At 73.3% G+C, this 24832-nt stretch carries 24 protein-coding genes; 11 read left to right on the top strand and 13 right to left on the bottom strand.

The genetic code is table 11. The annotated features are described in order from the left end of the window. The 3 genes from HTZ77_RS06485 to HTZ77_RS06475 all read right to left on the bottom strand — a co-directional run bounded on the left by HTZ77_RS06485 (position 1) and on the right by HTZ77_RS06475 (position 2554). Complete coding sequence (locus HTZ77_RS06485; RefSeq protein ID WP_175588480.1) at positions 1–612, bottom strand: hypothetical protein; 612 nt, start codon at positions 610–612, stop codon at positions 1–3. Further along, the gene (locus HTZ77_RS06480; RefSeq protein WP_175588479.1) at positions 609–1082 is read right to left on the bottom strand and encodes a hypothetical protein; all 474 of its coding nucleotides are present in this window, start codon (positions 1080–1082) and stop codon (positions 609–611) included. Before HTZ77_RS06480 ends, HTZ77_RS06485 begins: the two co-directional genes overlap by 4 nt. A 455-nt stretch (positions 1083–1537) precedes the next feature. Further along, on the bottom strand, positions 1538–2554 hold the full coding sequence (locus tag HTZ77_RS06475) for an SPFH domain-containing protein (RefSeq protein ID WP_175588478.1): 1017 nt from the start codon (positions 2552–2554) through the stop codon (positions 1538–1540). A 169-nt stretch (positions 2555–2723) separates the two neighbouring features. On the opposite strand from HTZ77_RS06475, the gene HTZ77_RS48070 reads away from it, so the two are divergent. From HTZ77_RS48070 to HTZ77_RS06460, 3 genes are all read left to right on the top strand, one after another. Beyond that, positions 2724–4625, top strand: coding sequence for a sensor histidine kinase (locus HTZ77_RS48070; protein ID WP_175588477.1), 1902 nt, complete (start codon positions 2724–2726; stop codon positions 4623–4625). Further along, positions 4622–5326, top strand: a complete 705-nt coding sequence (locus tag HTZ77_RS48065) for a response regulator (RefSeq protein ID WP_175588476.1) — start codon at positions 4622–4624, stop codon at positions 5324–5326. The genes HTZ77_RS48070 and HTZ77_RS48065 overlap by 4 nt, the downstream gene beginning before the upstream one ends. 66 nt (positions 5327–5392) lie before the next feature. After that, on the top strand, positions 5393–5821 hold the full coding sequence (locus HTZ77_RS06460; protein ID WP_175588475.1) for a response regulator: 429 nt from the start codon (positions 5393–5395) through the stop codon (positions 5819–5821). Positions 5822–5849: 28 nt separating this feature from the next. On the opposite strand, the gene bar is transcribed toward HTZ77_RS06460, so the two are convergent. Next, the gene (bar, locus tag HTZ77_RS06455) at positions 5850–6944 is read right to left on the bottom strand and encodes a barbiturase (protein ID WP_175588474.1); all 1095 of its coding nucleotides are present in this window, start codon (positions 6942–6944) and stop codon (positions 5850–5852) included. 227 nt (positions 6945–7171) lie between these two features. On the opposite strand from bar, the gene HTZ77_RS06450 reads away from it, so the two are divergent. After that, complete coding sequence (locus tag HTZ77_RS06450; RefSeq protein WP_205302109.1) at positions 7172–7840, top strand: alpha/beta fold hydrolase; 669 nt, start codon at positions 7172–7174, stop codon at positions 7838–7840. Positions 7841–7930: 90 nt separating this feature from the next. On the opposite strand, the gene HTZ77_RS48060 is transcribed toward HTZ77_RS06450, so the two are convergent. Then, positions 7931–8488: a TetR/AcrR family transcriptional regulator gene (locus HTZ77_RS48060; RefSeq protein WP_175588472.1), complete on the bottom strand. Its 558-nt coding sequence runs from the start codon at positions 8486–8488 to the stop codon at positions 7931–7933. 124 nt (positions 8489–8612) lie between these two features. On the opposite strand from HTZ77_RS48060, the gene HTZ77_RS06440 reads away from it, so the two are divergent. After that, entirely contained in the window at positions 8613–9770 is a 1158-nt protein-coding gene (locus HTZ77_RS06440; protein ID WP_328808451.1) for an FUSC family protein, read from the top strand. Positions 9771–9776: 6 nt separating this feature from the next. On the opposite strand, the gene HTZ77_RS06435 is transcribed toward HTZ77_RS06440, so the two are convergent. Further along, positions 9777–10943 (bottom strand): pyridoxal phosphate-dependent aminotransferase, encoded by a 1167-nt coding sequence (locus tag HTZ77_RS06435; RefSeq protein WP_175588471.1) that lies wholly within the window; start codon positions 10941–10943, stop codon positions 9777–9779. A 154-nt stretch (positions 10944–11097) separates the two neighbouring features. Between HTZ77_RS06435 and HTZ77_RS06430 the strand changes: the two genes are divergently transcribed. From HTZ77_RS06430 to HTZ77_RS06420, 3 genes are read left to right on the top strand one after another with little or no spacing between them, the layout of a single operon-like run. Further along, the gene (locus HTZ77_RS06430; protein ID WP_175588470.1) at positions 11098–12951 is read left to right on the top strand and encodes an alpha/beta hydrolase; all 1854 of its coding nucleotides are present in this window, start codon (positions 11098–11100) and stop codon (positions 12949–12951) included. Between the two features lie 25 nt (positions 12952–12976). After that, entirely contained in the window at positions 12977–13912 is a 936-nt protein-coding gene (locus HTZ77_RS48055; protein ID WP_205302108.1) for a DUF418 domain-containing protein, read from the top strand. Then, on the top strand, positions 13872–14675 hold the full coding sequence (locus HTZ77_RS06420; RefSeq protein WP_175588469.1) for a carbon-nitrogen hydrolase family protein: 804 nt from the start codon (positions 13872–13874) through the stop codon (positions 14673–14675). The genes HTZ77_RS48055 and HTZ77_RS06420 overlap by 41 nt, the downstream gene beginning before the upstream one ends. Here HTZ77_RS06420 and HTZ77_RS06415 read toward each other — a convergent pair. Both HTZ77_RS06415 and HTZ77_RS48050 read right to left on the bottom strand, forming a co-directional pair. Then, positions 14672–15433 (bottom strand): RNA-guided endonuclease InsQ/TnpB family protein, encoded by a 762-nt coding sequence (locus HTZ77_RS06415; protein WP_328808450.1) that lies wholly within the window; start codon positions 15431–15433, stop codon positions 14672–14674. The genes HTZ77_RS06420 and HTZ77_RS06415 overlap by 4 nt on opposite strands. Continuing rightward, on the bottom strand, positions 15333–15779 hold the full coding sequence (locus HTZ77_RS48050; RefSeq protein WP_328808449.1) for a helix-turn-helix domain-containing protein: 447 nt from the start codon (positions 15777–15779) through the stop codon (positions 15333–15335). The genes HTZ77_RS06415 and HTZ77_RS48050 overlap by 101 nt, the downstream gene beginning before the upstream one ends. A 138-nt stretch (positions 15780–15917) precedes the next feature. On the opposite strand from HTZ77_RS48050, the gene HTZ77_RS06410 reads away from it, so the two are divergent. After that, a complete protein-coding gene (locus HTZ77_RS06410; protein ID WP_328808448.1) occupies positions 15918–16364 on the top strand; it encodes a hypothetical protein in 447 nt (148 codons plus the stop codon). Continuing rightward, positions 16361–16756 carry a hypothetical protein gene (locus HTZ77_RS06405; protein ID WP_175588468.1) on the top strand — a complete coding sequence of 132 codons (396 nt, stop codon included), beginning with the start codon at positions 16361–16363 and terminating at the stop codon, positions 16754–16756. The genes HTZ77_RS06410 and HTZ77_RS06405 overlap by 4 nt, the downstream gene beginning before the upstream one ends. 199 nt (positions 16757–16955) lie before the next feature. Here HTZ77_RS06405 and HTZ77_RS06400 read toward each other — a convergent pair whose 3' ends face one another. Both HTZ77_RS06400 and HTZ77_RS06395 read right to left on the bottom strand, forming a co-directional pair. Next, positions 16956–18446, bottom strand: a complete 1491-nt coding sequence (locus tag HTZ77_RS06400; protein WP_175588467.1) for a carboxyl transferase domain-containing protein — start codon at positions 18444–18446, stop codon at positions 16956–16958. 70 nt (positions 18447–18516) lie between these two features. Beyond that, positions 18517–19752, bottom strand: coding sequence for a CaiB/BaiF CoA transferase family protein (locus tag HTZ77_RS06395; protein ID WP_175588466.1), 1236 nt, complete (start codon positions 19750–19752; stop codon positions 18517–18519). A 76-nt stretch (positions 19753–19828) separates the two neighbouring features. On the opposite strand from HTZ77_RS06395, the gene HTZ77_RS06390 reads away from it, so the two are divergent. After that, positions 19829–20359, top strand: a complete 531-nt coding sequence (locus HTZ77_RS06390) for a uridine kinase family protein (protein ID WP_175588465.1) — start codon at positions 19829–19831, stop codon at positions 20357–20359. A gap of 33 nt (positions 20360–20392) precedes the next feature. On the opposite strand, the gene HTZ77_RS06385 is transcribed toward HTZ77_RS06390, so the two are convergent. From HTZ77_RS06385 to HTZ77_RS06375, 3 genes are read right to left on the bottom strand one after another with little or no spacing between them, the layout of a single operon-like run. Next, complete coding sequence (locus HTZ77_RS06385; protein WP_328808447.1) at positions 20393–20947, bottom strand: NUDIX hydrolase; 555 nt, start codon at positions 20945–20947, stop codon at positions 20393–20395. Continuing rightward, the gene (locus tag HTZ77_RS06380) at positions 20944–22752 is read right to left on the bottom strand and encodes a hydantoinase B/oxoprolinase family protein (RefSeq protein WP_175588464.1); all 1809 of its coding nucleotides are present in this window, start codon (positions 22750–22752) and stop codon (positions 20944–20946) included. The genes HTZ77_RS06385 and HTZ77_RS06380 overlap by 4 nt, the downstream gene beginning before the upstream one ends. Then, positions 22745–24748, bottom strand: coding sequence for a hydantoinase/oxoprolinase family protein (locus tag HTZ77_RS06375; protein WP_175588463.1), 2004 nt, complete (start codon positions 24746–24748; stop codon positions 22745–22747). Before HTZ77_RS06375 ends, HTZ77_RS06380 begins: the two co-directional genes overlap by 8 nt. Positions 24749–24832: the final 84 nt, after the last annotated feature.

Below are 24832 nucleotides of genomic sequence, written 5' to 3'. Positions count from 1 at the left end.
TCACCGTCCCTCGGCCGCGAACGGGCCCTCGGCCGCGAACGGGAACCGGTAGCCGTTGCGGACGAACCCCATGCCCAGCGCCCACAGCACGGACTTGGAGTACGCCTCCTCCAGCGTCGGCTGGCCCGCGCCGCGCGCCTCCGACAGGCAGATCGTCCCGTCGGGGTAGAGGTGCCCGTCGTGCGCGCTCACGACGTTGCGCCGTACGAGCTGCTCCAGGGCCGGTTCGACGAGCTTGACGCGGTATTCGCGCCCGTCGAAGAACGCGAAGAGCGTGTAGCGCTCGTCGAGCTCGGTGACGATCGAGTACGCCCACCCGCGCACGTCGGGCTCGTCGATGTAGACGGTCCCCTCCGGCATGTGGGTGCGCGCGAACCGCTGGTCCTCGGCCAGCCGCCGCTCGGCCCGGCGCGACGGGGCGGCGAAGGTGCCGTGGTGGACCTTCGACACGGGTTCGTCGCCCGCCTGGTCGCCGCGGTAGATCTTCCCGTCGCGTCCCACGGTGATCCGTGCCGCCGGGTCCTGCGGGTACGGGGCGCCCAGGCTCTGGGCCTGCCGGATGATGTCGCGCAGCTCGTTCAGGTCGCTGGGGTTGCCGGGGTTTCCGCTCATGGACGCTGTCCCCCTGTTCCGGAGTCCGTGCCGGGCCGGTGGTCGTGGGAGCCGGGCGAGTCCCGGGGGATGGGGCCGCTGACGATGCCGTGGAAGTCGGTGCGGTGCTGCGTGGACTCGTGCGACGAGGGCCGCGGCGGCTCCGCGGCGTGCCCGGCGTGTCCGGCGTGCCCGATATTTCCGGCGTGTCCGGCGTGCGCCTGCTCCGCCGCCTTCGGCTCCGTCGGCTTCTGCGCGGAGCCGTCTCCGCCTCCACGACCGCGCCCCTGGGGCTCCTGGTACGCCGGATCGCCGTCGGCCGCGTCGATCGACCTCAGCTGCGAGGGCGGGCGATGCCCGTGCGGGGTCCCTGCGTCGGCGGGCGGCCGGCCGGTCTGCTGCCGCTGTTGGGCCGCGTCCTGCTGGGACCGCTGCTCCCGCAGGGCGTCCTGCGCCTCGCGGTCGATGCGCCAGATCGCCGGGTCCCCCACCCAGTCGGGTGTACGGTGCGCGCCCTCTCCACGCCGCCCTCCGCTCCGGCCGTCACCGGGCGCGGCGCCCGAACCCGTGCCCCGCTCACCACCGCGTCCTCCACCCTGCCTCTCGTGACCGTGACCGTGACCATGACCATGACCGCCCCCCTGCCCCTGGCCACCCCCCTGCCCCTGGTTACGGCCCTCGCCTCGCCTCTCACCAGACTGGGGGTGCTCACCAGACGGGGGACGCAGATTCTCCTGCGGGCCGAAGCGGACACGCTGATCGACAGGGATGCCGTCATGAGGGTCCGGCCGGGTGCCCGGCCGGCGGCCCCCTCCCTGGCGGTGCCCGCCGCCGCTGCCCGGACCGCCGCCACGCGCGTCCGGCGCCTCCGGCCCGGCGTCCCCGCCGGGAGGGCGGGTACGGGTCTCGTCCTCGGGGTTCTCGACCGGCTTGCCGGGATTCGGGCTCATGCGGGACGCCTCCTGTCGTCGAGCCGTCCGACCTCATCGGTGAAGGCCGGCGGATCCGCCGTGGCGGGGCCGGGCACCCGTCCCCGCGCGAGTTCCTGGAGCAGTTCGGTGGGGGTGACGCCGAGCGCCTCGGCGGCGAACGGGATCGTGTCCGCGTACTCGCCGAGCAGCCCCTTCAGCACCTGCCAGCGCAGTTCCTCGATCGCGGTCCCGGCCTTCGGGTCGCGCATGAACAGCGGCACCACCCCGTACACGGCGGCGAGGTCCACGTCCAGCGCCGCCTGATTCATGCCGTGCTCGCGCGCGATGCGGTCGGCGTACCGGACCTTGATCGCGCGCAGCGCGGCCCGGACGGGCTGGAGGGCCGCCTTGGCCACCAGCCGGGCGTTCTCGACCTCGGACTCCCCCTGCACGTCCCTGATCGACCTGACCACCGGGTCCGGGGTGATGTTCACGTGGACGAACCGCTCCACCACCAGCAGGCCCTCGCCGGGACCGGCCGGGTCGTGGACCGCGCTCACCCCGTTCAGCGCGTCGCGCCGGTCGTCGATCTCGTAGACGTCGTCGTGCCCGCGCCGGCGCAGCAGGGCGCGGGCCCATGCCCGGAAGTCGGCGTCGAGCTGGAACCCCGCCGCCTCGCCGTACCGCGAGCTGAGCACGCCGTAGCGGCCCGCGACCTCCAGGAGGATCCCCGGGTCGGCGCTCCAGCGCGGCTCCACCACGGCGACCGCGGTCACCCCCACCTCGCGCCCGTCCGCCAGCCGGACGTCGTCGGCCGCCATCAGCACGGTCTGCGGGGCCGTGTCGAACAGCAGCACCGACAGCTCCCCGGTGGCGGGCAGCCTGCGGCCGGTGAACAGGCCCACCATCGGGCCGTGCCGGCCCGGCCCGCACACCGCGCGCGGCACCCCGTTGCGGAAGACGACGGCCGTCAGCCCGGCGTCCACCACCAGGCGCCGTTGTTCGAGCGGGAACGGCCCCTGCACCAGCGCGGGCAGAACGTACTGCGACATACCGGGCACCTCCGGGCGACGGGATGTTCACCCTGAGTGTGGATGGATATGATCAGCTTTGCGCACCTGACAAACCCGCACTTCACAGATGGCATCCTCGCCCTCCGGCAGAGGGGAAACCCGGGGCCGGGAGGCTTGCAAACCACAGGCCGGAAGGTGGCGAGACTCGGTGAGGACCGCGGTCGGCGGGTGGCGGAAGCCGGACTCCCTCGTCGCCGTCTGCGTGACCGTGGTCGCCCTGGCGGCGGCGGCCTGGGCGATCGCCTCCTCCTGGGGTGTCGGGCCGCCGACCGCGTTATGGATCCACGTGGGTTACCACGGGTTCGGCGTGGCGCTGATCGTCGCCGGCGGCGTCCTGTGGGCCCGCGCGGGGCGAGCCCGGGTCGGCGTCCTGCTGATCGCGCTCGGCACCGCCTACTACCTGCAGTTCCTGCGCACCAGCGACGACCCCGTGCTGTTCGCGGTGGGGTTCTGTCTCGCGTTCCTCTACGTGGGGGTCTTCGCGCACCTGGCGCTGAGCGTGCCGTCGGGCCGCCTGCGCGGGCCGGTCGACCGCGCCTACGTCGCCGTCAGCTATCTGGCCTGCGTCGGCACCCAGGTGGCCCGCTACCTCACCGACCATCCCGCCGGACGCTGGAACTACAACATCCCCCAGGTCAACACGGGGTGGGCGATCGCCGGCAGCCTGATCATGGCCGTGCTCGGCGTGGCGGGCATCGCCCTGGTGCTGCGCCGCCTGCTGTCCGCGCTGGCCCTGCGGCGCCGCCACACGGGGCCCGTCTGGGCGATGATGATCACGGTGGGCGCGCTGGTCATCGTCTCCTCGGTGTCCAGCGCCACCGGCCGCCCCCTCGGCTTCCGGCTCGGCGTCGAGGTGCTCATGCTCGGCGGCGCCGCGGTCGGCGTCATGGTCGCCTACCTCGTCTCGGCCGGGCTGCGGTGGCGCAGCGAGCTGCGCGTCGCCGAGCTGCCCGCCCGGCTCGGCGGGCTGCGGGCCCCCCGGATGGACGCCCTGCAGACGGCTCTGGCCGAGGCGGTCGGCGACCCCACGCTGCGGCTGCTGCTGCCCCGGCGCGACGGCGCACTCGCCGACCTGGCCGGCGGGCCGGCCGCGGACACCCGGGACCACGCGCGTGCCCGCACCCCCGTCACCCGCGGCGACGAGCTGCTGTGCGTCATCGAGCACGACGCCGCCCTGGCCGAGGGCGGCCGGGCCATCACCAGCGCGGTCGCCCTCACCGGCCTGGTCATGGAGAACGTACGGCTCTACGTGCAGGTCCTGGAGTCGCGGCGCAGGCTGCTGGAAGCCGAGCTGGCCGAACGCCGGCGCATCGAGCGCGACCTGCACGACGGCGCCCAGCAGGGGTTCTTCGTGGTCCTCACCCTGCTCGGCATGGCCCACAGCCAGGCCGCGGCCGAAGGGAGCCCCCTGACCGGCCAGCTCGCCACCGCCAAGGGCAGGCTGACCGACGCCATCAAGCTCCTGCGCGACCTGTCCCAGGGGCTGCACCCGCGTTCGCTGGTGGCCCACGGGCTCCGCGAGACGGTCGCCGACCTGGCCCGCAACCATCCGGGTCAGCTCACCTACGAGGTGCCCGACCGGCGCTGGCCGCCGGACGTGGAGTCGACCGCGTACTTCGTCATCGCCGAAGGCGTCACCAACGCCCTCAAGCACGCCACCCCGGGCGCCGCCATCCGCGTACGCGTGACCTCCGACGGCGAGGACCTGCTCGTCGAGGTCACCGACGACGGCCAGGGCGGAGCGGACGCCTCCGGCGGCGGCCTGCGCGGCCTGACCGAGCGCGTCGCCGCGGCCGGGGGCGAGCTGATCCTGGACAGCCCGCGCGGCGCGGGCACGCGCCTGCGCGCCCGCCTGCCCGCCGAGCTCTCCGGGGATCCACCCTCCGTGCCCGCCACGGCCGAAGACCCGCCCGCCGTACCCGGCACGGTCGGGGATCCACCCGCCGCACCCGCCACGGCCGGGGACCCGCCGGCCGTACCCCTGGCCGGGGACCCGCCCGCCGTGCCCCCCGCCGATCCGGGGCATCTCGCCGAAGGAGACCGTCAGTGAGAGTCATCGTCGTCGAGGACGACCCGATGCTGCGCGCCACGTTCGTCACGGCGCTCGCCCACCTCGGCGTCGAGGTCGCCGGCAGCGCCGAGACGGCCGACCACGCGCTGGCCCTGGTCGACGAGCACGCCCCCGACGTCGTCACCCTGGACCTGAGGCTGGCCAAGGAGCCCGAGCCGGCCGACGCGGGGCTGCGCATCGCCGAGCGCATCCGCGCCCGCTACCCGGAGGTCGCCCTCCTGGTCCTGGCCACCAGGCCGAAGGTCGCCCACGCCGAGAAGCTCATGGCGCTGGAGGAGCCTCCCCGCGCGGTCGGCCTCATGGCCAAGGACAGCCTCGGCGACATGGAGCTCATCACCGACGCCATGAACCGGGTCGTCAAGGGCCAGATCGTCATCGACCCCCAGCTCGTCCGGCAGCTCCTGACGCCCCGACCGGCCCGCGCGGCGTCCTCCGCCGACCCGCTGGCCCGCCTCACCCCGCGCGAACGGGAGATCCTCTCGCTGGTCGCCACCGGCCTGTCCAACCTGGCCATCGCGCAGAAACTGTCCTGCGCGCTGAGCAACGTCGAGCGGAACCTGACGACCATCTTCCACAAGCTCGGCCTCGTCTCCGCGGACGAGGGCGAGCAACGCAGCCTCAACCGCCGGGTCCTGGCGACGCTGATCTATCTGCGCGCGGGAAACCAGAGCGAGCGGTAGGGGAAACTGTGCTGGATTCCCTCACCCGATCGACGAAGATCGGTCCGAGGGAAGGGGATGGTGGGCATGCGCATCGTCGTCGTCGAAGCCACCCCGTCCCTGCGGGAAGCCCTCGTCCGGCTCTTCGCCGAGCGCGGGATCGAGGTGGTGGGCACGGCCGCCGGCCACCAGGAGGGCCTGCGCGAGGTCGGGCGGGCCCGTCCGGACGTCGTCGTCATCGACGTCAGCCTCCCGCCCGACCACACCGACGAGGGCCTCGGCACGGCGCGGGCGATCCGGTCGCGGCATCCCGCCGTCGGGCTGCTCGTGCTGTCCTCGCGCGCCGAGGCCGGGTACGTGCACCGCCTGGTCGGCCTGGACCCGCCGGGCAGCGCCGGGTACGTGCTCAAGGAACGCCTCGGCGACCCGGACGACCTGGTGGCGATCCTGCGCCGGGTGCACGCCGGTGAGATCGTCATCGACCCCCACATCCGCTGGTCCGGCGGCCCGCGCTGACGCCCCCGGGACGCGCCGGGGCGGCCGGTCAGTGGGTGGTGATGGCCGCGACCGGGCCGCCGCCCGAGGGACCCTGGTGCACGGCCGCGACCGACACGAACACCGCGGGGTCGCCCGTCACCGAGGCCGCCACCCCGCCCACGGCCGCCTTGATCTGCCGGTGCCAGTGGACGTCGGAGTCGTCCAGCATGATGTTGCGCCGTCCGCGCACCCGGCCCGACGGGTCGGCCTCGCACTTCATGAAGACGTTGACCAGCCGGTCGCCCAGGTCGGAGGGGTGCGGGCGGTCGGGCAGCTCCATCCCGGAGTCGCGGACGGCCGCCCAGATGCCGTCGGCGTCCAGGGCGTCCCGCATGACGCTGTGGCCGATCCGGTAGCGCCCGCCGATCCCCCGGACGTTGCCGACCAGCACGATCTGCGCCCGGTCGAGCTCGACCCCGGAGGAGCAGGACGCGACCGACGAGTACAGGGACAGGTCCTTGTGGATCTGGTCGGCCCGGGGCGGCTCGATCTCGCCGAGGGCGACGGCGATGCCGAGGGCGGTGGTGGAGTTGGACAGGTCCATGGAGGGGCCGGTCTCCTCGATGGCCGTGTCCTGCCCGCGGCTCCTGGCCTCGGTGATGGTGGCCAGGGTGAGCAGCGGGGTCTTGGTCTGGACGTAGTGGACGTCGCGCGGGTCGTCGATGCCGGCGATCTTCATGGCCTCGCGGACGCCGGCCGCGACCTTCTCCACCATGGCGGGCCGGCCGATGTCCTCCGGCAGGATGACGTCGCTCATGGCCACGCCGACCGACACGCGCGGCTCGTCCGTCCGGACGGCCCGGGCCGGGTCGAGGGTGGCGAAGATCGTGGCGTGCGGGCTGAGGATGCCGTCGGTGCCGCCGGACCACACCAGGGGAACCGTCTCCGGCGCGGGGTGGCCCTTGGCCGCCAGCACCTCGCGGAAGGCGCGGTCGGCCAGGATGCGGGTGTAGTCGTTGACGCCGCCGTTGCCCTCGGTCTTGCCTATGACGGCCAGCACGCGGTGCGCCTCGATGACGCCGTCGTCGAGGAGCCGGGCCAGGCCGGAGGCGTCGGTCACGCTCTCGATCGGCACCTTGCGCACTTCGATCGGATCCGGCATTGGTTCGCCCTTTCTCCACCCCTGCCCGGGTCGGTTCCCCGGGGCGAGATACCCGGCCGTCCGGCGGGCGCGTCACCGGCCCGCGCAAACATCAGGCCAAACCCGCCGGCCCATCCCTGGTGACGCTACTCATTCCCCACCCGCCCCTTCATGGGCAATCTCTGCCAATGACCGACATGTCATCTCATGCGGGGGTTGCTGGGCTTACGGGCGGTAGGGTCTCGGCTGTGATACGCGAAGCGGCCGTCAACGGGATCAAGCTGTCCTTCCGCGAGGAGGGCGACCCCGCCTCCCCCGCTCTGGTGCTGCTGCACGGGCGCACCGCCGACCACAACGACTGGAACGGCACCACCCAGCACTTCGCCGCCCGCCACCACGTCCTCGCCCCCGACCTGCGCGGCCACGGCGCCAGCGAGTACCCCGGCTCCTACGCCGTCGCCGACATGGCCGACGACGTCGCCGAACTGCTGCGCCACCTCGGGATCGACACGGCCGTGGTCGTGGGCCACTCGCTGGGCGGCGTGGTCGCTTGCCTGCTGGCCATGCGCCATCCCGGCCTGGTCGGGCGGCTGGTGCTGGAGGACCCGCCGCAGCCGTACCCGCTGGAGGGCCGCCCGCCCCTCGAGGAGGACGACTCGACGGGGTTCGACTGGCGGATGATGCACGAGACCGAGCGCCAACTCGTCGACCCCGACCCGGCCTGGCGCGACGGGCTGCGGCGGATCACCGCGCCCACGCTGGTGCTGTCGGGCGGGACCGCGAGCCCGTTCCGCTCGGAGCTGCTGGCCGAGCTGATCCCGGGGGCGCGGCTGGCCACGATCGAGGCCGGGCACCTGATCCACATCTCGGCGCGGCGGGAGTTCCACCGCACGGTGGACGCGTTCCTGGCCGGGTGAACGTCCGCGCACGTCCGTGAACGTCCGGCGGGGTGAACGTCCGGCGGGGTGCATGTCCCTGAACGTCCGGCCGGGGAGGCCGTGACCGCTTCAACTCAGGCAGGCGCGGAACACCCGCGTCAGCCGGGACACCGTCTCCTCGCGCGTCCCCGGCGCGATCGAGCCGAACAGGTACCGGAACCGGCCGCTCCCCAAGATGATCATCGTCGCCAGCGAGGCCCGCAGCTCCGCCTCCTCCCCGCCGAGCCGGGCCAGCAGCGGCTCCAGGAGCGCCGTGCGGACCCGGTCGTGGGCCAGCTCGCGGATCTGCGGGCTGGACGCCGAGCGCTCCAGCGTGGCCATGACCGGGCTGTCGCCCTCGGCGGCCAGCCGGTCGGCCACGTACTCGGCCAGCCGCACGGCCAGGTCGTCCCCCTCGTCCAGCACCCCGGGAAAGCGGCCCTGCTGCGCCAGCACCTCGGCGAACAGCTCCCGCTTGGACCCGAAATACCGGTTGATGAGGGCGATGTTGGCGTTCGCCGCGGCGCCGAGCATGCGCATGGTCACCTCGTCGTAGCCGTGCTCGGCGAACAGGCGGCAGGCCGCGTCGAGGATGCGCCTGCGCGTGCCCTCCCGGCTCCTCGGTTCCGCGCCTCGACTGGGTTCCACGCCTCGACGATAGGCCGCCCCAGGCACCCGCGGGGACCGCGACCAAGTCCGGGAGTTACGGATGGGTATCTTCTACGATGCGTGGTGTGACCGTAATGTCATAAAGATCCGCCAGGGTGGAGGGGTGGCAACGAGGCTCGGCGATCACATGCGGGAGAGGCTGGCGGCGTTCGGGCTGATGGGGCCCGCGATCGCGCAGTCGGCCGTCGGCGCCGGGCTGGCCTGGACGGCGGCCGTCCACCTGCTCGGCCATCCCCGGCCGTTCTTCGCGCCCATCTCCGTCCTCATCTGCCTCGGCGTCGGCCTGGGCCAGCGGCTGCGCCGCGTCATCGAGCTGGTGGTCGGCGTCAGCCTCGGGGTCGGCGTGGGCGACCTGCTGGTCGCCTGGATCGGCACCGGGCCGTGGCAGATCGCCCTGGTCGTCGCCCTGGCCATGGGCACGGCGGTGCTGCTGAACGGCGGACCGCTGTTCGTGGCCCAGTCCGGCTCGTCGGCGGTGCTCGTCGCCACGCTCCTGCCCGGATCCGGCGGAGGCGGCCTCGACCGGATGCTCGACGCGCTCACCGGAGGGCTGATCGCCGTCGCCGCCGTCGCGTTGCTGCCGATCAGCCCGTTCACGCTCGCCGCCAGGCACGCCTCCGCGGTGCTCGACGCGCTGTCCACGGTCCTGGAACGGGCCGCCGACGCCATCGAGCGCCACGACGCCGACCTGGCCGCCGAGGCGCTGGCCGAGGGACGGCGCACCCAGTCGACCATCGAGGACTTCCAGCAGGCGCTGACCACCAGCAAGGAGATCGCCCTGATCTCCCCCCTGCACTGGCACCGCCGCGCCCGGCTCGCCCGCTACCAGAAGGCCGCCGTGCCCATGGACCACGCGCTGCGCAACGCCCGCGTGCTGGCCCGCCGCACCCTGGTGTCGCTGGGCGAGGACAACCCCCCGCCGGTCTCGCTGGCCGCCTCCCTGCGCGAGGTCTCGGAGGCCGCGCTGCTGCTGCAACTGGAGCTGGCGGCCGGCCGCGACCCCGCGCTGGCCCGGCAGGCCCTCACCGCGACCGCCGGGCGGCAGCGGCCCGAGCGGCTCGGGTTCTCGGCCGACGTCATCCTGGCGCAGGTCCGGTCGATCGTGGTGGACCTGATGCTGGCCACCGGCGCCGACTCCAAGGCCGCCGGGGCCGCCCTGGCCCCGATCGAGGCCCCGGGCCACGACGACCAGCAGGACGCCGAGCAGCAGGACGCCGACCAGGAGGACGCACACGAGCGCGGGAAGCGCCCCCGGGGGTGAGCGGGCTCAGCCCGACAGGCGCTTGAGCCGCGCGACCGCCTCGTCGATGACCGCTTCCTTCTTGCAGAACGCGAACCGCACGAAGTGGCGCCCCCGCTCCGGATGGTCGTAGAACACCTGCGTCGGGATCGCCACCACACCCGCCAGCTCCGGCAGCCGGCGCGTCAGCTCCAGCCCGTCGGTGAAGCCGAGCGGCCGGATGTCGGTCTGCACGAAGTACGTGCCTGAGGGCCGCAGCACCTCGAACCCGGCCGCCGCCAGCCCCTCCATCAGCCGGTCGCGCTTGTCCTGCAACCCGCCGCGCAACTCCTCCACCCACGCCGACTCGTGCCGCAGGCCGTGGGCCACCGCGAGCTGCCACGGCGCGCCCGCCGTGAACGTCAGGAACTGCTTGACCGTCGAGACCGCCCGCACCAGCTCGGCGGGCGCGCACACCCAGCCCGTCTTCCAGCCCGTGACGGAGAACGTCTTGCCCGCCGAGGAGATCATCACCGTGCGCTCGCGCATGCCGGGCAACGTGGCCAGCGGCACGTGCTCCACCCCGTCGAACGTCAGGTGCTCGTACACCTCGTCGGTGATCGCGACCAGCCCGCGCTCCCGGCACAGCTCCGCGATGACCGTCAGCTCCTCGCGCGTGAACACGGTGCCCGTCGGGTTGTGCGGCGAGTTGACCAGGATCGCGCGGGTCCGCGGGGTGACGGCGGCGCGCAACTCGTCCGGGTCGAAGGTGAACCGGCCCTCCACGGGGCGCAGCGTCACCGCGGCCAGCCGCGCCTGCGCCAGCGCGATCGAGGCGGCGTAGGAGTCGTAGTACGGCTCGAACGCGATCACCTCGTCGCCCGGCTCGCACAGCGCCAGGATCGTGGCCGCGACCGCCTCGGTCGCGCCGACCGTCACCAGCACCTCACCGTCGGCGGCGTAGTCGAGGCCGTAGCGGGCGGCCCGGTGCTCGGAGACGGCCTGCCGCAGCTCCGGCACGCCGGGCCCCGGAGGATACTGGTTGGCGCCGGACCTGATCGCCCGCACCGCCTCCTCCAGCATCGCCGCCGGCCCGTCGGTGTCGGGGAACCCCTGCCCCAGGTTGATCGAGCCGGTGCGCAGCGCCAGCGCGCTCATCTCGGCGAAGATCGTCGTACCGAAGGCGCGCATCCGCGAGACCAGTGCTTCCGTCACGTGACCACCTTAGTGCGCAGGCCCCCGCCCACCGAGGCGCGCCGAGTCCCGCGACCTCATTCCGCCGAGTCCCGCGACCTCATTCCGCCGAGTCCCGCGACCTCATTCCGCCGAGCCACGCGCACCCGGCGGCGGCTGCTCTAGTCTCGACCTCGTGATCACCCGGGTCCTGCTCGCCCTCGCCCTGACCGTCACGCCCCCGACCCCCCCCGCGCCCACACCCACGCCCACGCTCCCGCCCGGCCCCAGCGCGGGGCTGGAGGCCGGGCCGTGCCCGGTCGCCATGCCGCCGGGCACCACGTGCGGGTTCCTCGTGGCGCCCCAGCGCCGCGACGCGCCCGGCCAGACGATCAAGGTGGGGTACGCCGTCCACCGCTCCACCGACCCCGCCCGCAAGCCCGACCCCGTCGTCTACATGAGCGGCGGCCCCGGCTCGGCGTCGTTGCAGCTCACCGGCTTCCTCAGCCAGATGTTCCCCGACCGCGACGTGGTGACGATCGAGCAGCGCGGCGGCAGGTACTCCTGGCCGCGGCTCGGCTGCCCCGAACTGGCGCAGGCCGTGCTCGGCCGCCTCACCACCGCCGCCGACGACACCGCCGGGGCCGCCACGAGGTGCCGCGCCCGGCTCGAACAGCAGGGCGTCGACCTGCGCGGCTACACCACCAAGGAGATCGCCGCCGACGTCGTCGCCCTGCGCGCCGCGCTCGGCTACCCCTCCTGGAACCTGTTCGGCGTCAGCTACTCCACCCGCGTCATGGTGGACGCCGCCGCGGCCGACCCCGGGGGCACGCGCTCCGTGCTGCTCGACTCGTTCCTCCCGCAGAGCGTCGCCTGGTACGACGACGCCCGGCGCAACCTCGACGACACCCTCGCCCACCTCGGCCTGAAGGACCGCTTCGACGCCGCGGTCAGGCGGCTGGACGCCGCGCCCGCGCGCGTCACCACCGTGGACCCGCTGCGCGGCACCGAGGTCGTGGCCCGCCTCGACGGCGACGACGTGGCGACCGTCATGGCCGAGGCGTTGCACGAGAGCGGCGTGATCGCCGTCTCGGCGCCGCTGGTCGCCGCGCTCGCCGCCGGGCGCGACGAGCCGCTGCGGCCCCTCGCCGACGCCGTGGGCGACGGGCTCGTCTCCCACGAGCTCGGCCTGTACGAGGCGGTGCAGTGCCAGGACGAGATCCCGGCCAACACCTACGCCACCCCGTCCCGGCTGTTCACCGTGGAGATGGACAAGGCCGTCTGCGACGCCTGGAAACTGCCCGCCACCAAGCCGTCGGCCGCCACCACCAAGGCTCCCGTCCTCGTGGTGGGCGGCCGGTACGACCCCACCACCCCGCCCCGCACCAGCCGCCCCGCCGCCGAGGCGCTGCCGGACGCCCGCTTCGTGGAGTTCGACGGCACCGGGCACGCGGTGTTCCTGTCCAACGCGTGCGCCCGCCGGCTGATGGCCGCCTTCGTCGAAGCCCCCACGGCCGCCTCCCCCGCCACGAGCACGCCCGACGGAACCACCCCCGCCACGAGCACTTCCGACGCGACCGCCTCCCCCGGGCCCGCCCGGACGCCCGCCTCCGCCGCGAGCACCGGCTGCGCGGTGCCGGGCGGCGGCCTCCCGCCCCGGCTGGCGGCCGGCGACCTGCACGTGACCGGAGCCCCGTACGCGATCTCCCGCGCCCCCTGGCTCGCCGCGCCGCTCGCCCTCTTCGCGCTCGTCGCGCTCGTCCAGCTCGTCGCGGGCGCGCTGCGCGGCCGGGCCCTCGCCGCGTTCGCCGGCCTGGCCGGGGCCGCCGCCGTCGGCCTGCTCGCCCAGTCCGCGTACGGGCTGATCAGCGGGAACGAGACCGCGCTCGCCGTCGGCCTGCCGTCGGCCGTCAAGGTGTACGGCTGGCTCGCGGCCGGCGCGGTCGCGCTCACCCTCGCGGACCTCGCCCTGCGCCGGACCTGGTGGCGGGCCGGAGCGGCTCTCACCGGCGCGGGATTCCTCGTATGGTGGTTCGCCTGGTTCCTGTGACATGAGGTGATTCGTCCTGGCCGCCGTGACCCCCCGCATCCGCGCCCTCGACGCCCTCCGCGGCTTCGCGGTGGCCGGGATCATGCTCGTCAACACCTGGCAGCACGGCCCCCACAAGCCGCGCACCGGCGTCGACACCGCGATCGAGTTCCTGTTCCAGAGCCGGTTCTACCCGATCTTCTCGCTGCTGTTCGGCATGAGCTTCGTGCTCTTCCGCCAGCGCGCCGGCCGGGTGAGGCTGGCGGCCCGCCTGCTCTGGCTGTTCTGCCTCGGCCTCGCCCAGCACACCTTCTACGAGGGCGAGGTGCTGACCGACTACGCCTTCTACGGCCTGGCGTTGCTGCTGCCCGCCTCGTTCCTGTCCGCCGGTGCGCCGATCCTCGTCCTCGCCCTCGGCGCGATCACGTGGGCCACCCTCATCGGCAACGGCGTCCTGCTCATCCCCGGCCTGTTCCTGCTGGGCATGGCGCTCATGCAGCTCCGCCCGTCCCCCCGGATCCTCCTTCCCGTGCTGCTCGCGGGCGCCCTCGCCTCCTCGCTGCTCGCCGCCGCCTGGGTGTACACCGGCTGGTGGACCGCCTACCTCGCCGCCGCCCTGGCCGGGGCCGCCGCGTACACCGCAGGCATCATCCTCCTCCCGCGCACCCGCCCGGGCGCCCGCCTGTCCGGCGTGCTGGAGCCGCTCGGCCGGATGGCGCTCACCAACTACCTCACCGGCACCGCCGTGGTCGTGCTCACCTCCCCCCTCGTCCACGCCGACCCCACCCGCTGGTCGGTCGTCGCCGTCGCCGCCCTCACCGTCACCGCCCAGGCCCTGTTCGGCCGCTGGTGGCTCGCCCGCTACCGGTACGGCCCGCTGGAGTGGATCTGGCGGTGCCTGACCTGGTTCCGCCCGGTGCCCAACCGGCTAGAGTCGGGCCGTGACCACCATCGCGCTGTGCCAGATCCCCGTCTCCCCTGACCCGGGAGCCAACCTCAAGCGGGTGCGCGAGGCGCTGGCCCGCGCCGAGGGCGCCGACCTGGCCGTCTTCCCGGAGGCCACGCTCACCCGCTACGGCAGGCGCATCACCGAGCTGGCCGAACCGCTCGACGGGCCGTTCGTCACCGGCCTGGCCGAGGCCGCGCGCGAGCACCGCACCGCCGTCATCGCCGGGGTGTTCGAGCCCGGCGGCGACGGCGGCCGCGTCCACAACACCGCCGTGGCGCTCGACGCCGACGGCCGCCTCACGGCCACCTACCGCAAGATCCACCTGTTCGACTCCTTCGGCGCCCGCGAGTCCGAACTCGTCGCCCCCGGCTCCGAGCCGGTCGTCACCGAGCTGGCCGGGCTGCGCGTCGGCCTCGTCACCTGCTACGACCTGCGCTTCCCCGAACTGACCAGGGCACTGGTCGACCGCGGCGCCGACCTGTTCGCCGTCATCGCCGCCTGGGGCTCGGGCCCGCTCAAGGAGGACCACTGGGTCACCCTGGTCCGCGCCCGCGCCCTGGAGAACACCATGTGGACCGTCGCCGTCGGCCAGGCGCCCAACCCCGCCGAGTCGTCCGACGGGTTCGGCGTCGGCCGCAGCATGCTCGTCGACCCCCTCGGCGTCGCCCGCGCCGACCTCGGCACCGCCCCCGGCGTCCAGCTCGTCACGATCGACCCCGAGACCACCGCCGCGGCACGCGCCACACTCCCCTGCCTCGAACATCGCGTTCTAGGGTTGGCCTCCTCCCCGTCCTAAGGGACCAGGATTCCCCGTGTCGTCGACGAGGAATTAAGCCCTGTCGACGGTAGGGGTGGTTGACGCTTCACAGACTGGGCACTCCCGAAGTCTCCACGTCCTGACACGGCAAGCCCTGCCGCGTTCTTGATGTTGATGGCAGCGTTCACATCAGCACGCATGACCGTGTGGCAGGAGGTGCACCGATATCGCGCTTGGCTCTCGCGCGCCGCCGGGTCCACGTTCCCGCAGGCCGAACACTTCTGAGAGGTATAAGCCGCCGGGACCTTGACGATGTGTGTCCCCGAATATCGCGCAGCGCTGATCAGTGCAAGCTCCAACCCGTACCAGCTCTTGTCCAGAACGGCTCGGTTCAGACCAGACTTCTGCGCCACCCTCGTGCCCGGCCGGTCGAGGTCACCCTTCGCCGAAGCAGTCATACGCCTGACGCGCAGATCTTCCAGGACGATGGTGCCGTACCCCAGGGTGAGTACATGTGCGGTCTGGGCGTTGAAGTCAGTACGACGCGCACGCACCCGCCTCATGACGATCATCAACGCGTTCTTCGCGCGCTTGCGCCGTTCGCTTCCCGATTCAGCGCGAGCCAGTCGTTGTTGTGACCGGCGACAGCGCTTCGCTTCCCCAGACGTCAAGAAGGTCCGATCGTAGAAGTGACCATCACTGGTCGTGACGGCCACCTTGATCCCCCTGTCGATCCCCACCGCGGGACCAGGATGGGCTGGTGGCGTGCTCCGTCCGTCTTCGACAAGGAAACTCACGTACCACTGGTCGCTCGGGCGAGGGAAATCGGAACGAGGGTTTCCACCGGCGAGCCGAACGCCAACGCACCTTCCATGTCCCATGAATGCGTATCGCCTGATCCAGATCCTTGAGGGCCTGCTGAAGCACATGGGCGGGCGCCTCGCTCAGCCAAGCGAACTCCGCCTTGGCCTCGACCAGTTGGGCACACTGCGCGGCATAGCCGATGGACGCTCCCCGTCGCCGGTATGCGTGTCGCTGCTCCAAGGCAGTGTTCCAGACCATCCGGCACATTCCGGCCACTCGTTCAGCGTAGGCGGCCTGCTCTACGGTGAGCTCCAAGCGATAACGACGCCCCGTCAGCATTCCGCCCCCCATCGCTGCTCGACCACCTTCGACGACTCGACATTTTTATCGGGCAGGACAAGATCGAGATGGTGCAATCCTCGTATTCATAGGGGCTGAAGGCAGGGGCGACGTGCTGACCTTCGATAAGGTGGAGACGTGAGCAGAACGCACATGCAGAAGGTGGTCCCACCGCGTCTGCTCGTCCCCTATCTGTCGGGCAAGCGCACGGTGATCTCCGGGTACGTCTACCGCGTGCAGGACTGCGCGCGACTGACCACGCCCCGCGACCTCTACCTCGGGCTCGACCTGTCCTTCGACGGGTCCGAGCTCACCGCCGACGTGCCCGAGCTGTACGTGATGCGGTGGTGCGCGCGAGACGTCGACACCTACGTGGTCCCGTACGGCCCGCACATGGGCGGCGACTGGAGTGACGTGCCGCCGTTCGCCGGCAACGGGTTCACCACCTCCACCCACCACGTGGTGCCGCAGTTCCACACCATCCCCATGCCGATCCCCGCCGGAGCCGAGATCGTGCACCTCACCGACGACGGCGAGCGACCGTTCGCCGCCTACGACGGCCTCACCTGGCGGCCCGCCGCATGAACGACGAGCTCACCCCCGTGGCATCCGGGTTCATCGCCCGCTTCGGCGAGCACACCCTGCCCGCCGCCCTGGGCCCCGACAGCGACCAGGTCGTCCTGTTCAGCGAGGACGAGCTCGACGGCTTCGAGGCGGCCTCCGGCTACTGGCGGCGCGAGGTGCGCCGCGACGAGCTGGAGTGGCTCGTCCTCATCCGCACCGTCGGCGCGTTCGGCGGCGAGCCCTGCGTCGTGCTCGACGAGGACGACGACGGCCTGCACATCGCCTACCTCGGCCACAGCGGCATGAAGGCCGAGGCCCTCGGCTACTGGATGGTCGACCACGGCGCCTACGAGGTCGTGGTGCCCCGCGAGGAGGTCTTCTCCATCCGCGTGGAACGCGTCCCCGTCCCCTGACACCGCCCACGCCCCAGCGCGTCCCCGTCCCCTGACACCGCCCACGCCCCAGCGCGTCCCCGTCCCCTGACACCGCCCACGCCCCAGCGCGCCCCCGTCCCCTGACACCGCCCACGCCCCAGCGCGTCCCGGTCCCCTGACCGGCCCGCGCGCCGGCGCGCACCGCGCCCCCGGTCACCGGCCGGGGGCGCGGGCCGGGTCAGAGGCCCAGGTTGCGGTAGCGGGCCAGGCGGGTCGCCAGCCGGTCCTCCACCGGCCGCACCAGCAGCCCGGCGATCTCGTGCTCCAGCGCCCGCCCCACCCGCTCGCAGAACGCCCGATGCTCGTAGGCCGCGTCCGGCCGCTCCGGGATCACCCGGTCCACGATCCCCGCGCGGCGCAGGTCCGTCGCCCGTACCCCCTGCGCCTGCGCGATCTCCGGGGCGAAGTCAACCGACCGGTAGAGGATCGCCGAGGCGCCCTCCGGCGGCAGCGGCGACAGCCACGCGTGCTGCGCGCACAGCACCCGGTCGGCCGGCAGCAGCGCCAGCGCCGCTCCCCCCGCGCCCTCCCCCAGCAGCAGGCACACCGTCGGCGCGTCCAGCGACACCATGTCCGCCAGGCACCGGGCGATCTCCCCCGCCAGGCCGCCCTCCTCGGCCGCCTTCGACAGCGCCGCCCCCGCCGTGTCGATCACCGTCACCAGCGGCAGCCCCAGCTCCGCCGCCAGCCGCATGCCGCGCCGCGCGATCCGCAGCCCCGCCGGGCCGAGCGGCGCACTCGAACGCTGGCTGCGCCGGTCCTGCCCCAGCACCACCGCCGGCGCCCCGCCGAACCTGGCCAGCGCCAGCAGCAGCCCCGGATCGTTCTCCCCCGCGCCCGTGCCGTTCAACGGCGTCACGTCCCGCGCGGCCAGCTTCAGCAGCGACCGCACACCCGGCCGGTCGTCCCGGCGCGACCTGCTGATCGCCTCCCACGCCTCCACCGGACGCAGGTCCTCCTCCGGCGGCTCCCCCGGCCGCAGCCCCGAGGTGTCGGCGCACAGCACCGACAACGCCCGCACCGCCAGCTCCCGCGCGTCCTCCGCCGGCACCACCGCGTCCACCAGGCCGTGCCGGAACAGGTTCTCCGCGAGCTGCACCCCCTCCGGGAACGGGTAGCCGTGCAGCGCCTCGAACACCCTCGGCCCGAGGAACCCGATCAGCGCCCCCGGCTCGGCCGCCGTCACATGCCCCAGCGACCCCCACGAGGCGAACACCCCGCCCGTCGTCGGATGCCGCAGATACACCACGTGCGGCAGACCCGCCGTCCGGTGCGCCTGCACCGCCGCGGTGATCTTCACCATCTGCACGAACGCGACCGCGCCCTCCTGCATCCTGGTGCCGCCCGAGGCCGGCGCCGCCAGCAGCGGCAGCCGCTCCCGCGCCGCCCGCTCCACCGCCGCGGTGATCCGCTCAGCCGCCGCCACCCCGATCGAGCCCGCCATGAACGAGAACTCGCTCGCCACCACCGCGACCCGCCGCCCGTCCAGCAGCCCCGCACCGGTGATCACCGACTCGTCGTAGCCCGACTTGGCCCGCGCGGCGGCCAGCTCCTCGGCGTAGGACGACCCCGGGGCGGCCGGGTCGACCGGCGGCACGTCCCACGACGTCCACGACCCCTTGTCCAGGACCGTGTCGATCAGCGTGCGCGCGTCCGGACGGCTCACCATGGCTCCTTCGTGTCAAGCACTGCTGCAATGTTGACGCACGAACGGGCCGGCCGGTGCCCCGGCGCGGCCGTCATCTCTCGCGCTCTTCGAGCCAGGCGAGCACCGCCGCGCCGTCCTGGCCCAGCAGCGGCGGCGCCGTGTGCCTCGGCTCGTCGCGTTCTGCCTGCTCCGGCCCACCGGACGCTGCCTTCTCCGGCCCACCGGACGCTGCCTTCTCCGGCCCACCGGACGCCGGCCGCTCGAAGCGCAGCGGCGGCCCCGGCAGCTCGATCCGGCCCAGCACCGGATGCTCCACCTCCACCACCAGCCCCTGCGAGCGGGTCTGGTCCCAGGTGTAGACCTCGTCCAGCGACCTGATCGCCCCCGCCGGCACCCCCGCGTCGGCCAGCAGCGCCAGCCAGTGCCCCCGCTCGTGGGCGGCCAGCGCCCGCTCCATGTCCTCCACCAGCTCGTCGCGGTGGGCCCGCCGCTCCCGGTTGGAGGCGTAGCGCGGCTGCTCCGCGTCGATGCCCAGCAGCGCGGCCACCTTGCGCCACTGGCCCTCGTTCGCCGCCGCGATCTGCAGCATGCCGTCCGCGCAGCGGAACGAGCCGTACGGGGTGATGGTGGCGTGGTGGTTGCCGCCCGCCGCCGGCACCGTGCCGCCGACCGTCCACGCCGTGCCGTGGTAGGAGTGCACCCCGGTCACCGCCGCCAGCAGCGACGTGCGCACCACCCGGCCCCGGCCGGTCCGCTCCCGCTCGTACAGGGCCGCCGCCACGCCGTACGCGCCGTGGATGCCGGCGAGCAGGTCGGCGATCGAGGCGCCCACCCGGTAAGGCTCGTCCGGCGAGGGGCCCGTCAGCGACATCAGGCCCGCCTCGCCCTGGGCGATCTGGTCGTAGCCCGGCCGGCCGCCCTCCGGCCCGTCGTGCCCGAACCCGGTGATCGACAGGATGACCAGGCGTGGGTTCAGCTCGTGCAGGCGCTCCACCGGGAAGCCGAGCCGGTCCAGCACGCCGGTGCGGAAGTTCTCCACCAGCACGTCGCTCTGCCGGACGAGCCGCTCGACGAGCCGCCTGCCCTCCGCCGACTTGAGATCGACGGTGATGGACTCCTTGTTCCGGTTCGCCGCCAGGAAATAGGTCGAAATATCGTGATCAGGGCCGACGAAGGGCGGGCCCCAGTGCCGCGACTCGTCCCCACCCTCCGGATGCTCGACCTTGATCACCTTGGCGCCCAGGTCCCCCAGCATCTGCGCGGCGTGCGGACCCGCCAGGGCCCTGGACAGGTCCAGGACCACGATGTCGTCGAGAGGTCCGAGCACGTCATCCTCCAGCACACGTTCCGGGGGTGAACCGTCATTCTCCCCCCATTCCCCCCGCGTCACCTACCCTGGGTGCGTGCAATCCCTGGCCCGCCGCATCCGGGCGCTCGAACCGTCGTGCGGGCCGGTCCGGCTGGTCGCCGTAGACGGCCCGGCCGGGTCGGGCAAGACCACGTACGCCGGGCGGCTCGCCGCCGCGCTCGACTGCCAGGTCGTCCACAGCGACGACTTCCCCGTGCCGTGGGAGGAGGGGCCGGGCCCCTGGTTCGCGGCCCTGGAGGAGAGCGTGCTGCGCCCGCTGGCCGACGGACGGCCCGGCGCCTACCGCCGCTACGACTGGACGCGGGGCGCCTACGCCGAGACCGTCACCGTGCCCGTCGCCCCCGTGCTCGTGATCGAGGGCGTCGGCACCGCCCGCCGCTCCGCCGCCCCGCTCACCGCGTTCACCGTCTGGGTCGAGGCGCCGCCGGACGTACGGCTGCGGCGGGTGCTCGACCGCGACGGGCCCGGCCTGGAGCAGGCGTGGCACGCCTGGTTCAAGGCCGAGGAGGCGTGGTTCGCCGAGGACGGCACCCGCGAGCGCGCCGACCTCGTCCACCACACCTGAGCGGCGCCCGCCCGGGCGCCTTTACAAAGTAGATCAGGAGTCGGAGAGGCCGCCGTTCATGAGCAGCAGCGTGTACGCCGCCACCGACCCCGAGTCGGTGATCTCGCCCGCGCGGACCATCTTCTCGAACTCCGCCCGGCTCACCCACCGCTGACGCATGTCCTGCTCGGTGTGCTCCCGGCGGTGCGGCCCCGGTTCGAGGCCGGTCGCCAGGTACGCGTGCATCTGCTGGGTGGCCACCCCGTGGGCGTTGTCCAGCGCGCCGAGCCAGCGCCAGTGCGCGGCACGCAGCCCCGTCTCCTCCGCCAGCTCCAGCCGGGCCTCCTCCTCCAGCGTGCTCGCCTGGGCCGAGCCCTGCGGGAAGCTCCACGTGCGCCGGCGCACCGGGTAGCGGTACTCCTCCACGAGGTGGAAGCCGCCGTTCTCCCACGGCATGACCAGCACGAAGTCCGGCTTGTCGATGTAGGAGTACAGGCCGCGCGAGCCGTCGGGCCGCTCCACCTCGTCCTCGCGGACCGTCATCCACGGGTTGGAGTAGACGACCTTGGTGGTGATCTGCCGGATCGTGGGGCCTTCGGCGCCGCTCACAGGTCGTCCACCTCCGCGTGGGTGCGGCCGCCCGACAGCCGCGCGTATCCGGGACCTCGGTCGAAGAAGCGGCCCGCCGGGGGCCGCAGGTTCGCGCGCAACTGGGCCGTGCCCTCCTCGTCGATGCGGTCGCCGTCCAGCACCACACCGTAGTCGCCGAGCGCGCCGGCGATCGACACCTTGCCGTCGCGCACGTCCGCCGCCACCGCCCGCGGGTCGCGGTCGTAGGGCGAGCCCCAGCCGCCGCCCCCCGTCGTACGGATGCGGATCACCTCGCCCGCCTGCACCGGGTGGTCGTCGACCAGCCCGTCCATCTCCTTGCCGGCGATCTCCACCCGGAACGGCCGCCCGGCCAGCCCGCCGTTGACGCCCCAGCACGACAGGATCGACCGGTCGGCGATCGACATGTACGAGGCGTCGCGCAGCATCCGGATGTGCTTGTCGTAGCCGAGCCCGCCCCGGAACAGGCCAGGGCCGCCCGAGTCGCAGGCCAGCGCCAGCCGCTCGACCCGGAACGGCCAGCGCGCCTCGGCGAACTCGACCGGGATGTTGCGCGAGTCGGGCACCACGTGGATGGTGTCCTCCCCGTCGGCGTACCACCGCCCGCCGGAGCCGCCGCCCAGCACCTCGCGCATGAGGTACGGCACGCCGTCGGCGTCGGCGCCGTGCACGCCGGTGTAGCGGATCGTCTCCTGGTCGGCCGGCATGCGGCCCCCGGTGGCCTTGGCCAGCACCCCGGCCAGCACGCCGAGCAGGCGCAGGATGACGAACGTGCGGGCGTTGGTCGGCGCCGGGAACACCGGCGTCAGCAGCGTGCCCTTCTCCGGGAAGATCATCGTGATGAGGGGGACGACGCCCTCGTTGACGTCCAGCTCGGCCATCCGCTCCGGCGTGTCGGCGAGGTTGCGCAGCACCGGCGCGAGCCACTTCTTGAGGAAGACGCCGTCGGCGTAGTCGCCCGCGTGGTTGATCGGCCCCTTGGCCTGCGGCGACGTGCCGGTGAAGTCGATCGTGAGCGGTGATCGCGCGGCGTGGTCCACCGTCAGCGTGATCCGCTGGGTGTGCAGGCGCGGCTCGTCCACGCCGTCGTGCTCGGCGTAGTCCTCCCACACGTACACGCCCTCGGGGACCTTCGACAGCAGCTCCCGGCGGAACGTCTCGGTCGTCTTGTCGATGATCGCGTCGAAGCACTCCTCGACGGCGGCCCGGCCGTACCGGTCGAACAGCTCGCCCAGGCGGCGCGCGCCCATGAGGCAGGCCGAGCACTCGGCGTCGAGGTCGCCCGCCAGCGAGTCGGGCATGCGCGAGTTGCGGGTCATGATGCGCAGCGCGGCCTCGTTCGGCACGCCCTGGTCACGCAGCTTGATCGGCGGGACCATCAGCCCCTCCTCGTACACGCTGCGCGCGTGGGAGGGCATCGAGCCGGGCACGGCGCCGCCGATGTCGTCGTGATGGCCGAACGCCTGCACGAACGCCACCACCTCGCCCTCGTGGAAGACCGGGACGGTCACGCACAGGTCGGGCAGGTGGCCGATGCCGCCCTCGGACAGGTAGACGTCGTTGTGGAAGTAGACGTCGCCGGGCCGCATCGTCCCGACCGGGAAGTCGCGCACGACGGGCTGGACGAGCGCGCTGTAGGAGCGGCCCGTCAGCTTGCGCAGCCGCACGTCGTGGATGCCCGCGCGGAAGTCGTGGGCGTCGCGGATCATCGGCGAGCGGGCGGTGCGGGCGATCGCGGTCTCGACCTCCCTCTCCACCGACGCGAGCGTGCCCTCGACGATCTCGACGAGGATCGGGTCAGCCACGCCGCACCTCCACGTTGCCGTACGCGTCCACCGTCGCGGTGAACCCCGGATGGACGGGAATGGTCGAGCCGTACTCCTCGATCACCGCCGGGCCCTCGACCACGGCCCCTTCCTCCAGCGCGGCCCGCCGCAGGATCGGCGTGTCGTGCTCGTCCTCGAAGCGCACCTTCCGCGTCGCGCTCACCGCCTCGGTCTCCGGGTACGGCCGGCGCCGGATCGGCGGCCGGGCGATCGGCCCGATGCCGGACACCCGCAGGTTGACCCACTCGACGCCCTGGCGCGGGTCGTCGCGGTAGGCGTAGCCGTACAGGCGTTCGTGGGCGTCGTGGAAGCGCTCGACGACCTGCGCGCGCCACGCCTCGTCGATGGGCCCCGGCGGGGCCGGGACGCGCACCTCGTACGCCTGGCCGTAGTAGCGCAGATCGGCGCTGCGGGCGTGGACCGGCTCGTCGAAGCCCTCGCGTTCCAGGGCCTCCGCCGCCTCGCCCTCCAGCTCGCCGAAGATCCGCGCCGCGGCCTGCGGCGACAGGTCGCGGGTGACGTGCGTGCGCACGTAGTCGTTCTTGACGTCCACCGTGAGCAGCCCGAACGCGGAGACGTTGCCCGGCTCGGGCGGCACGATCACGGCGGGCAGGCCCAGGATGTCGATGAGCCGGCACGCCAGCAGCGGGCCCGACCCGCCGAACGTCACGAGCGGGAAGTCGCGCACGTCGAGCCCGCGCTTGACCGTGATCTGCCGGATCGCGTTGGCTTGGTTGAAGGCGCTGATCTCCAGGATGCCGGTCGCGGTGCGCTCGGGGCTGAGGCCGAGCTTGCCGGCCAGGGCCTCGACGCCGCTCCGGGCCGCGTCCGCGTCCAGCGGGATCTCGCCGCCGAGCAGGTGCGGCGGGACGCGGCCGAGGAAGACGTGCGCGTCGGTGACCGTCACCTCCGTGCCGCCCCGGCCGTAGCAGAGCGGCCCGGGATCGGCGCCGGCCGAGCGGGGGCCGACCTTCAGCGTGCCCTCGGGCGAGATCCACGCGATCGAGCCGCCGCCCGCGCCGACGGTCACGATGTCGATCATCGGGATCTTGACCGGGAAGCGGCCGACCGTGCCCTCGGTGGTGACGGACGGCTCGCCGTCGATCACCACGGCGACGTCCGTGGAGGTGCCGCCGCCGTCCAGCGTGATCACCGACGGGTGCCCGGCGTTGGCGGCCAGCATCGCGGCGCCGAGCGCGCCCGCGGCCGGCCCCGACAGCACGGTGCTGATCGGCTGGTGGACGACCTCGCGGGCCGACAGCAAGCCGCCGTTGGACTTCATCACCGAGAACGGCATGCCGAGGCGCTGCGACAGGTCGGCGATGTAGCGGCGCATGACCGGCTTGACCGCGGCGTCCACCAGGGTGGTGACCGACCGCTCGTACTCGCGGTACTCGCGCAGCACGTCGCTGGAGATCGACACGACCGCGTCGGGATGCTCGCGGGCCAGCACCTCGCGCATGCGCCGCTCGTGCTCCGGGTTGGCGTAGGAGTGCAGGAAGCAGACGCCGATCGCGGTGACGCCGCGGGCCCGGAACCAGCGGGCCACCTCGACGGCCTGCTCCTCGGCGAACGGGCGCACCTCGGCGCCCGTGTGGTCGAGCCGCCCGCCGACGGTCCGCACCAGGTGCACGGGGACGATGCGCGGCGGCTTGACCCAGAAGTAGGAGTTGCCGTAGCCGTCGGGCACGCTCTGCCGGCCGATCTCCAGGACGAACTCGAAGCCCTCGGTCGTGACGAACCCGAGCCCCTCGACGCGCTCCTCCAGGAGCTGGTTGGTGGCCACCGTGGTGCCGTGGACCACCGAGGTCACGTCCAGCTCGCCCAGCTTGCGCACGCCCGTGACGAAGCCGTCGGCCGGGTTGGCCGGCGTGGAGGGCGTCTTCGTGGTGACGATCTCACCGGTGCCCTCGTCCACCGCCACGACGTCGGTGAAGGTCCCGCCGGTGTCGACGCCGATGCGCACGTTACGCATGCCGCCCCCGCACCGGCCGGCCCCTGTCTGTGACCACGCTTCCTCCTGAGGTTCAGGGGAGAAATCTCCCATGAGGTCAGGGAG

Source organism: Nonomuraea montanisoli, assembly GCF_013363975.1.
Lineage (GTDB): Bacteria > Actinomycetota > Actinomycetes > Streptosporangiales > Streptosporangiaceae > Nonomuraea > Nonomuraea montanisoli.
Note: the sequence above shows the minus strand (reverse complement) of the source record. Positions and strands in the feature narration are given on the sequence as shown.

Excerpts from the sequence above, each read along its gene's own strand:
- HTZ77_RS06400 (WP_175588467.1), bottom strand. The coding sequence starts at position 18,446 with ATGGTGAGCCGTCCGGACGCGCGCACGCTGATCGACACGGTCCTGGAC.
- HTZ77_RS06460 (WP_175588475.1), top strand. The coding sequence starts at position 5,393 with ATGCGCATCGTCGTCGTCGAAGCCACCCCGTCCCTGCGGGAAGCCCTC.
- HTZ77_RS06475 (WP_175588478.1), bottom strand. The coding sequence starts at position 2,554 with ATGTCGCAGTACGTTCTGCCCGCGCTGGTGCAGGGGCCGTTCCCGCTC.
- HTZ77_RS06375 (WP_175588463.1), bottom strand. The coding sequence starts at position 24,748 with ATGCGTAACGTGCGCATCGGCGTCGACACCGGCGGGACCTTCACCGAC.
- HTZ77_RS06405 (WP_175588468.1), top strand. The coding sequence starts at position 16,361 with ATGAACGACGAGCTCACCCCCGTGGCATCCGGGTTCATCGCCCGCTTC.
- HTZ77_RS06485 (WP_175588480.1), bottom strand. The coding sequence starts at position 612 with ATGAGCGGAAACCCCGGCAACCCCAGCGACCTGAACGAGCTGCGCGAC.
- HTZ77_RS48050 (WP_328808449.1), bottom strand. The coding sequence starts at position 15,779 with ATGCTGACGGGGCGTCGTTATCGCTTGGAGCTCACCGTAGAGCAGGCC.
- bar (WP_175588474.1), bottom strand. The coding sequence starts at position 6,944 with ATGCCGGATCCGATCGAAGTGCGCAAGGTGCCGATCGAGAGCGTGACC.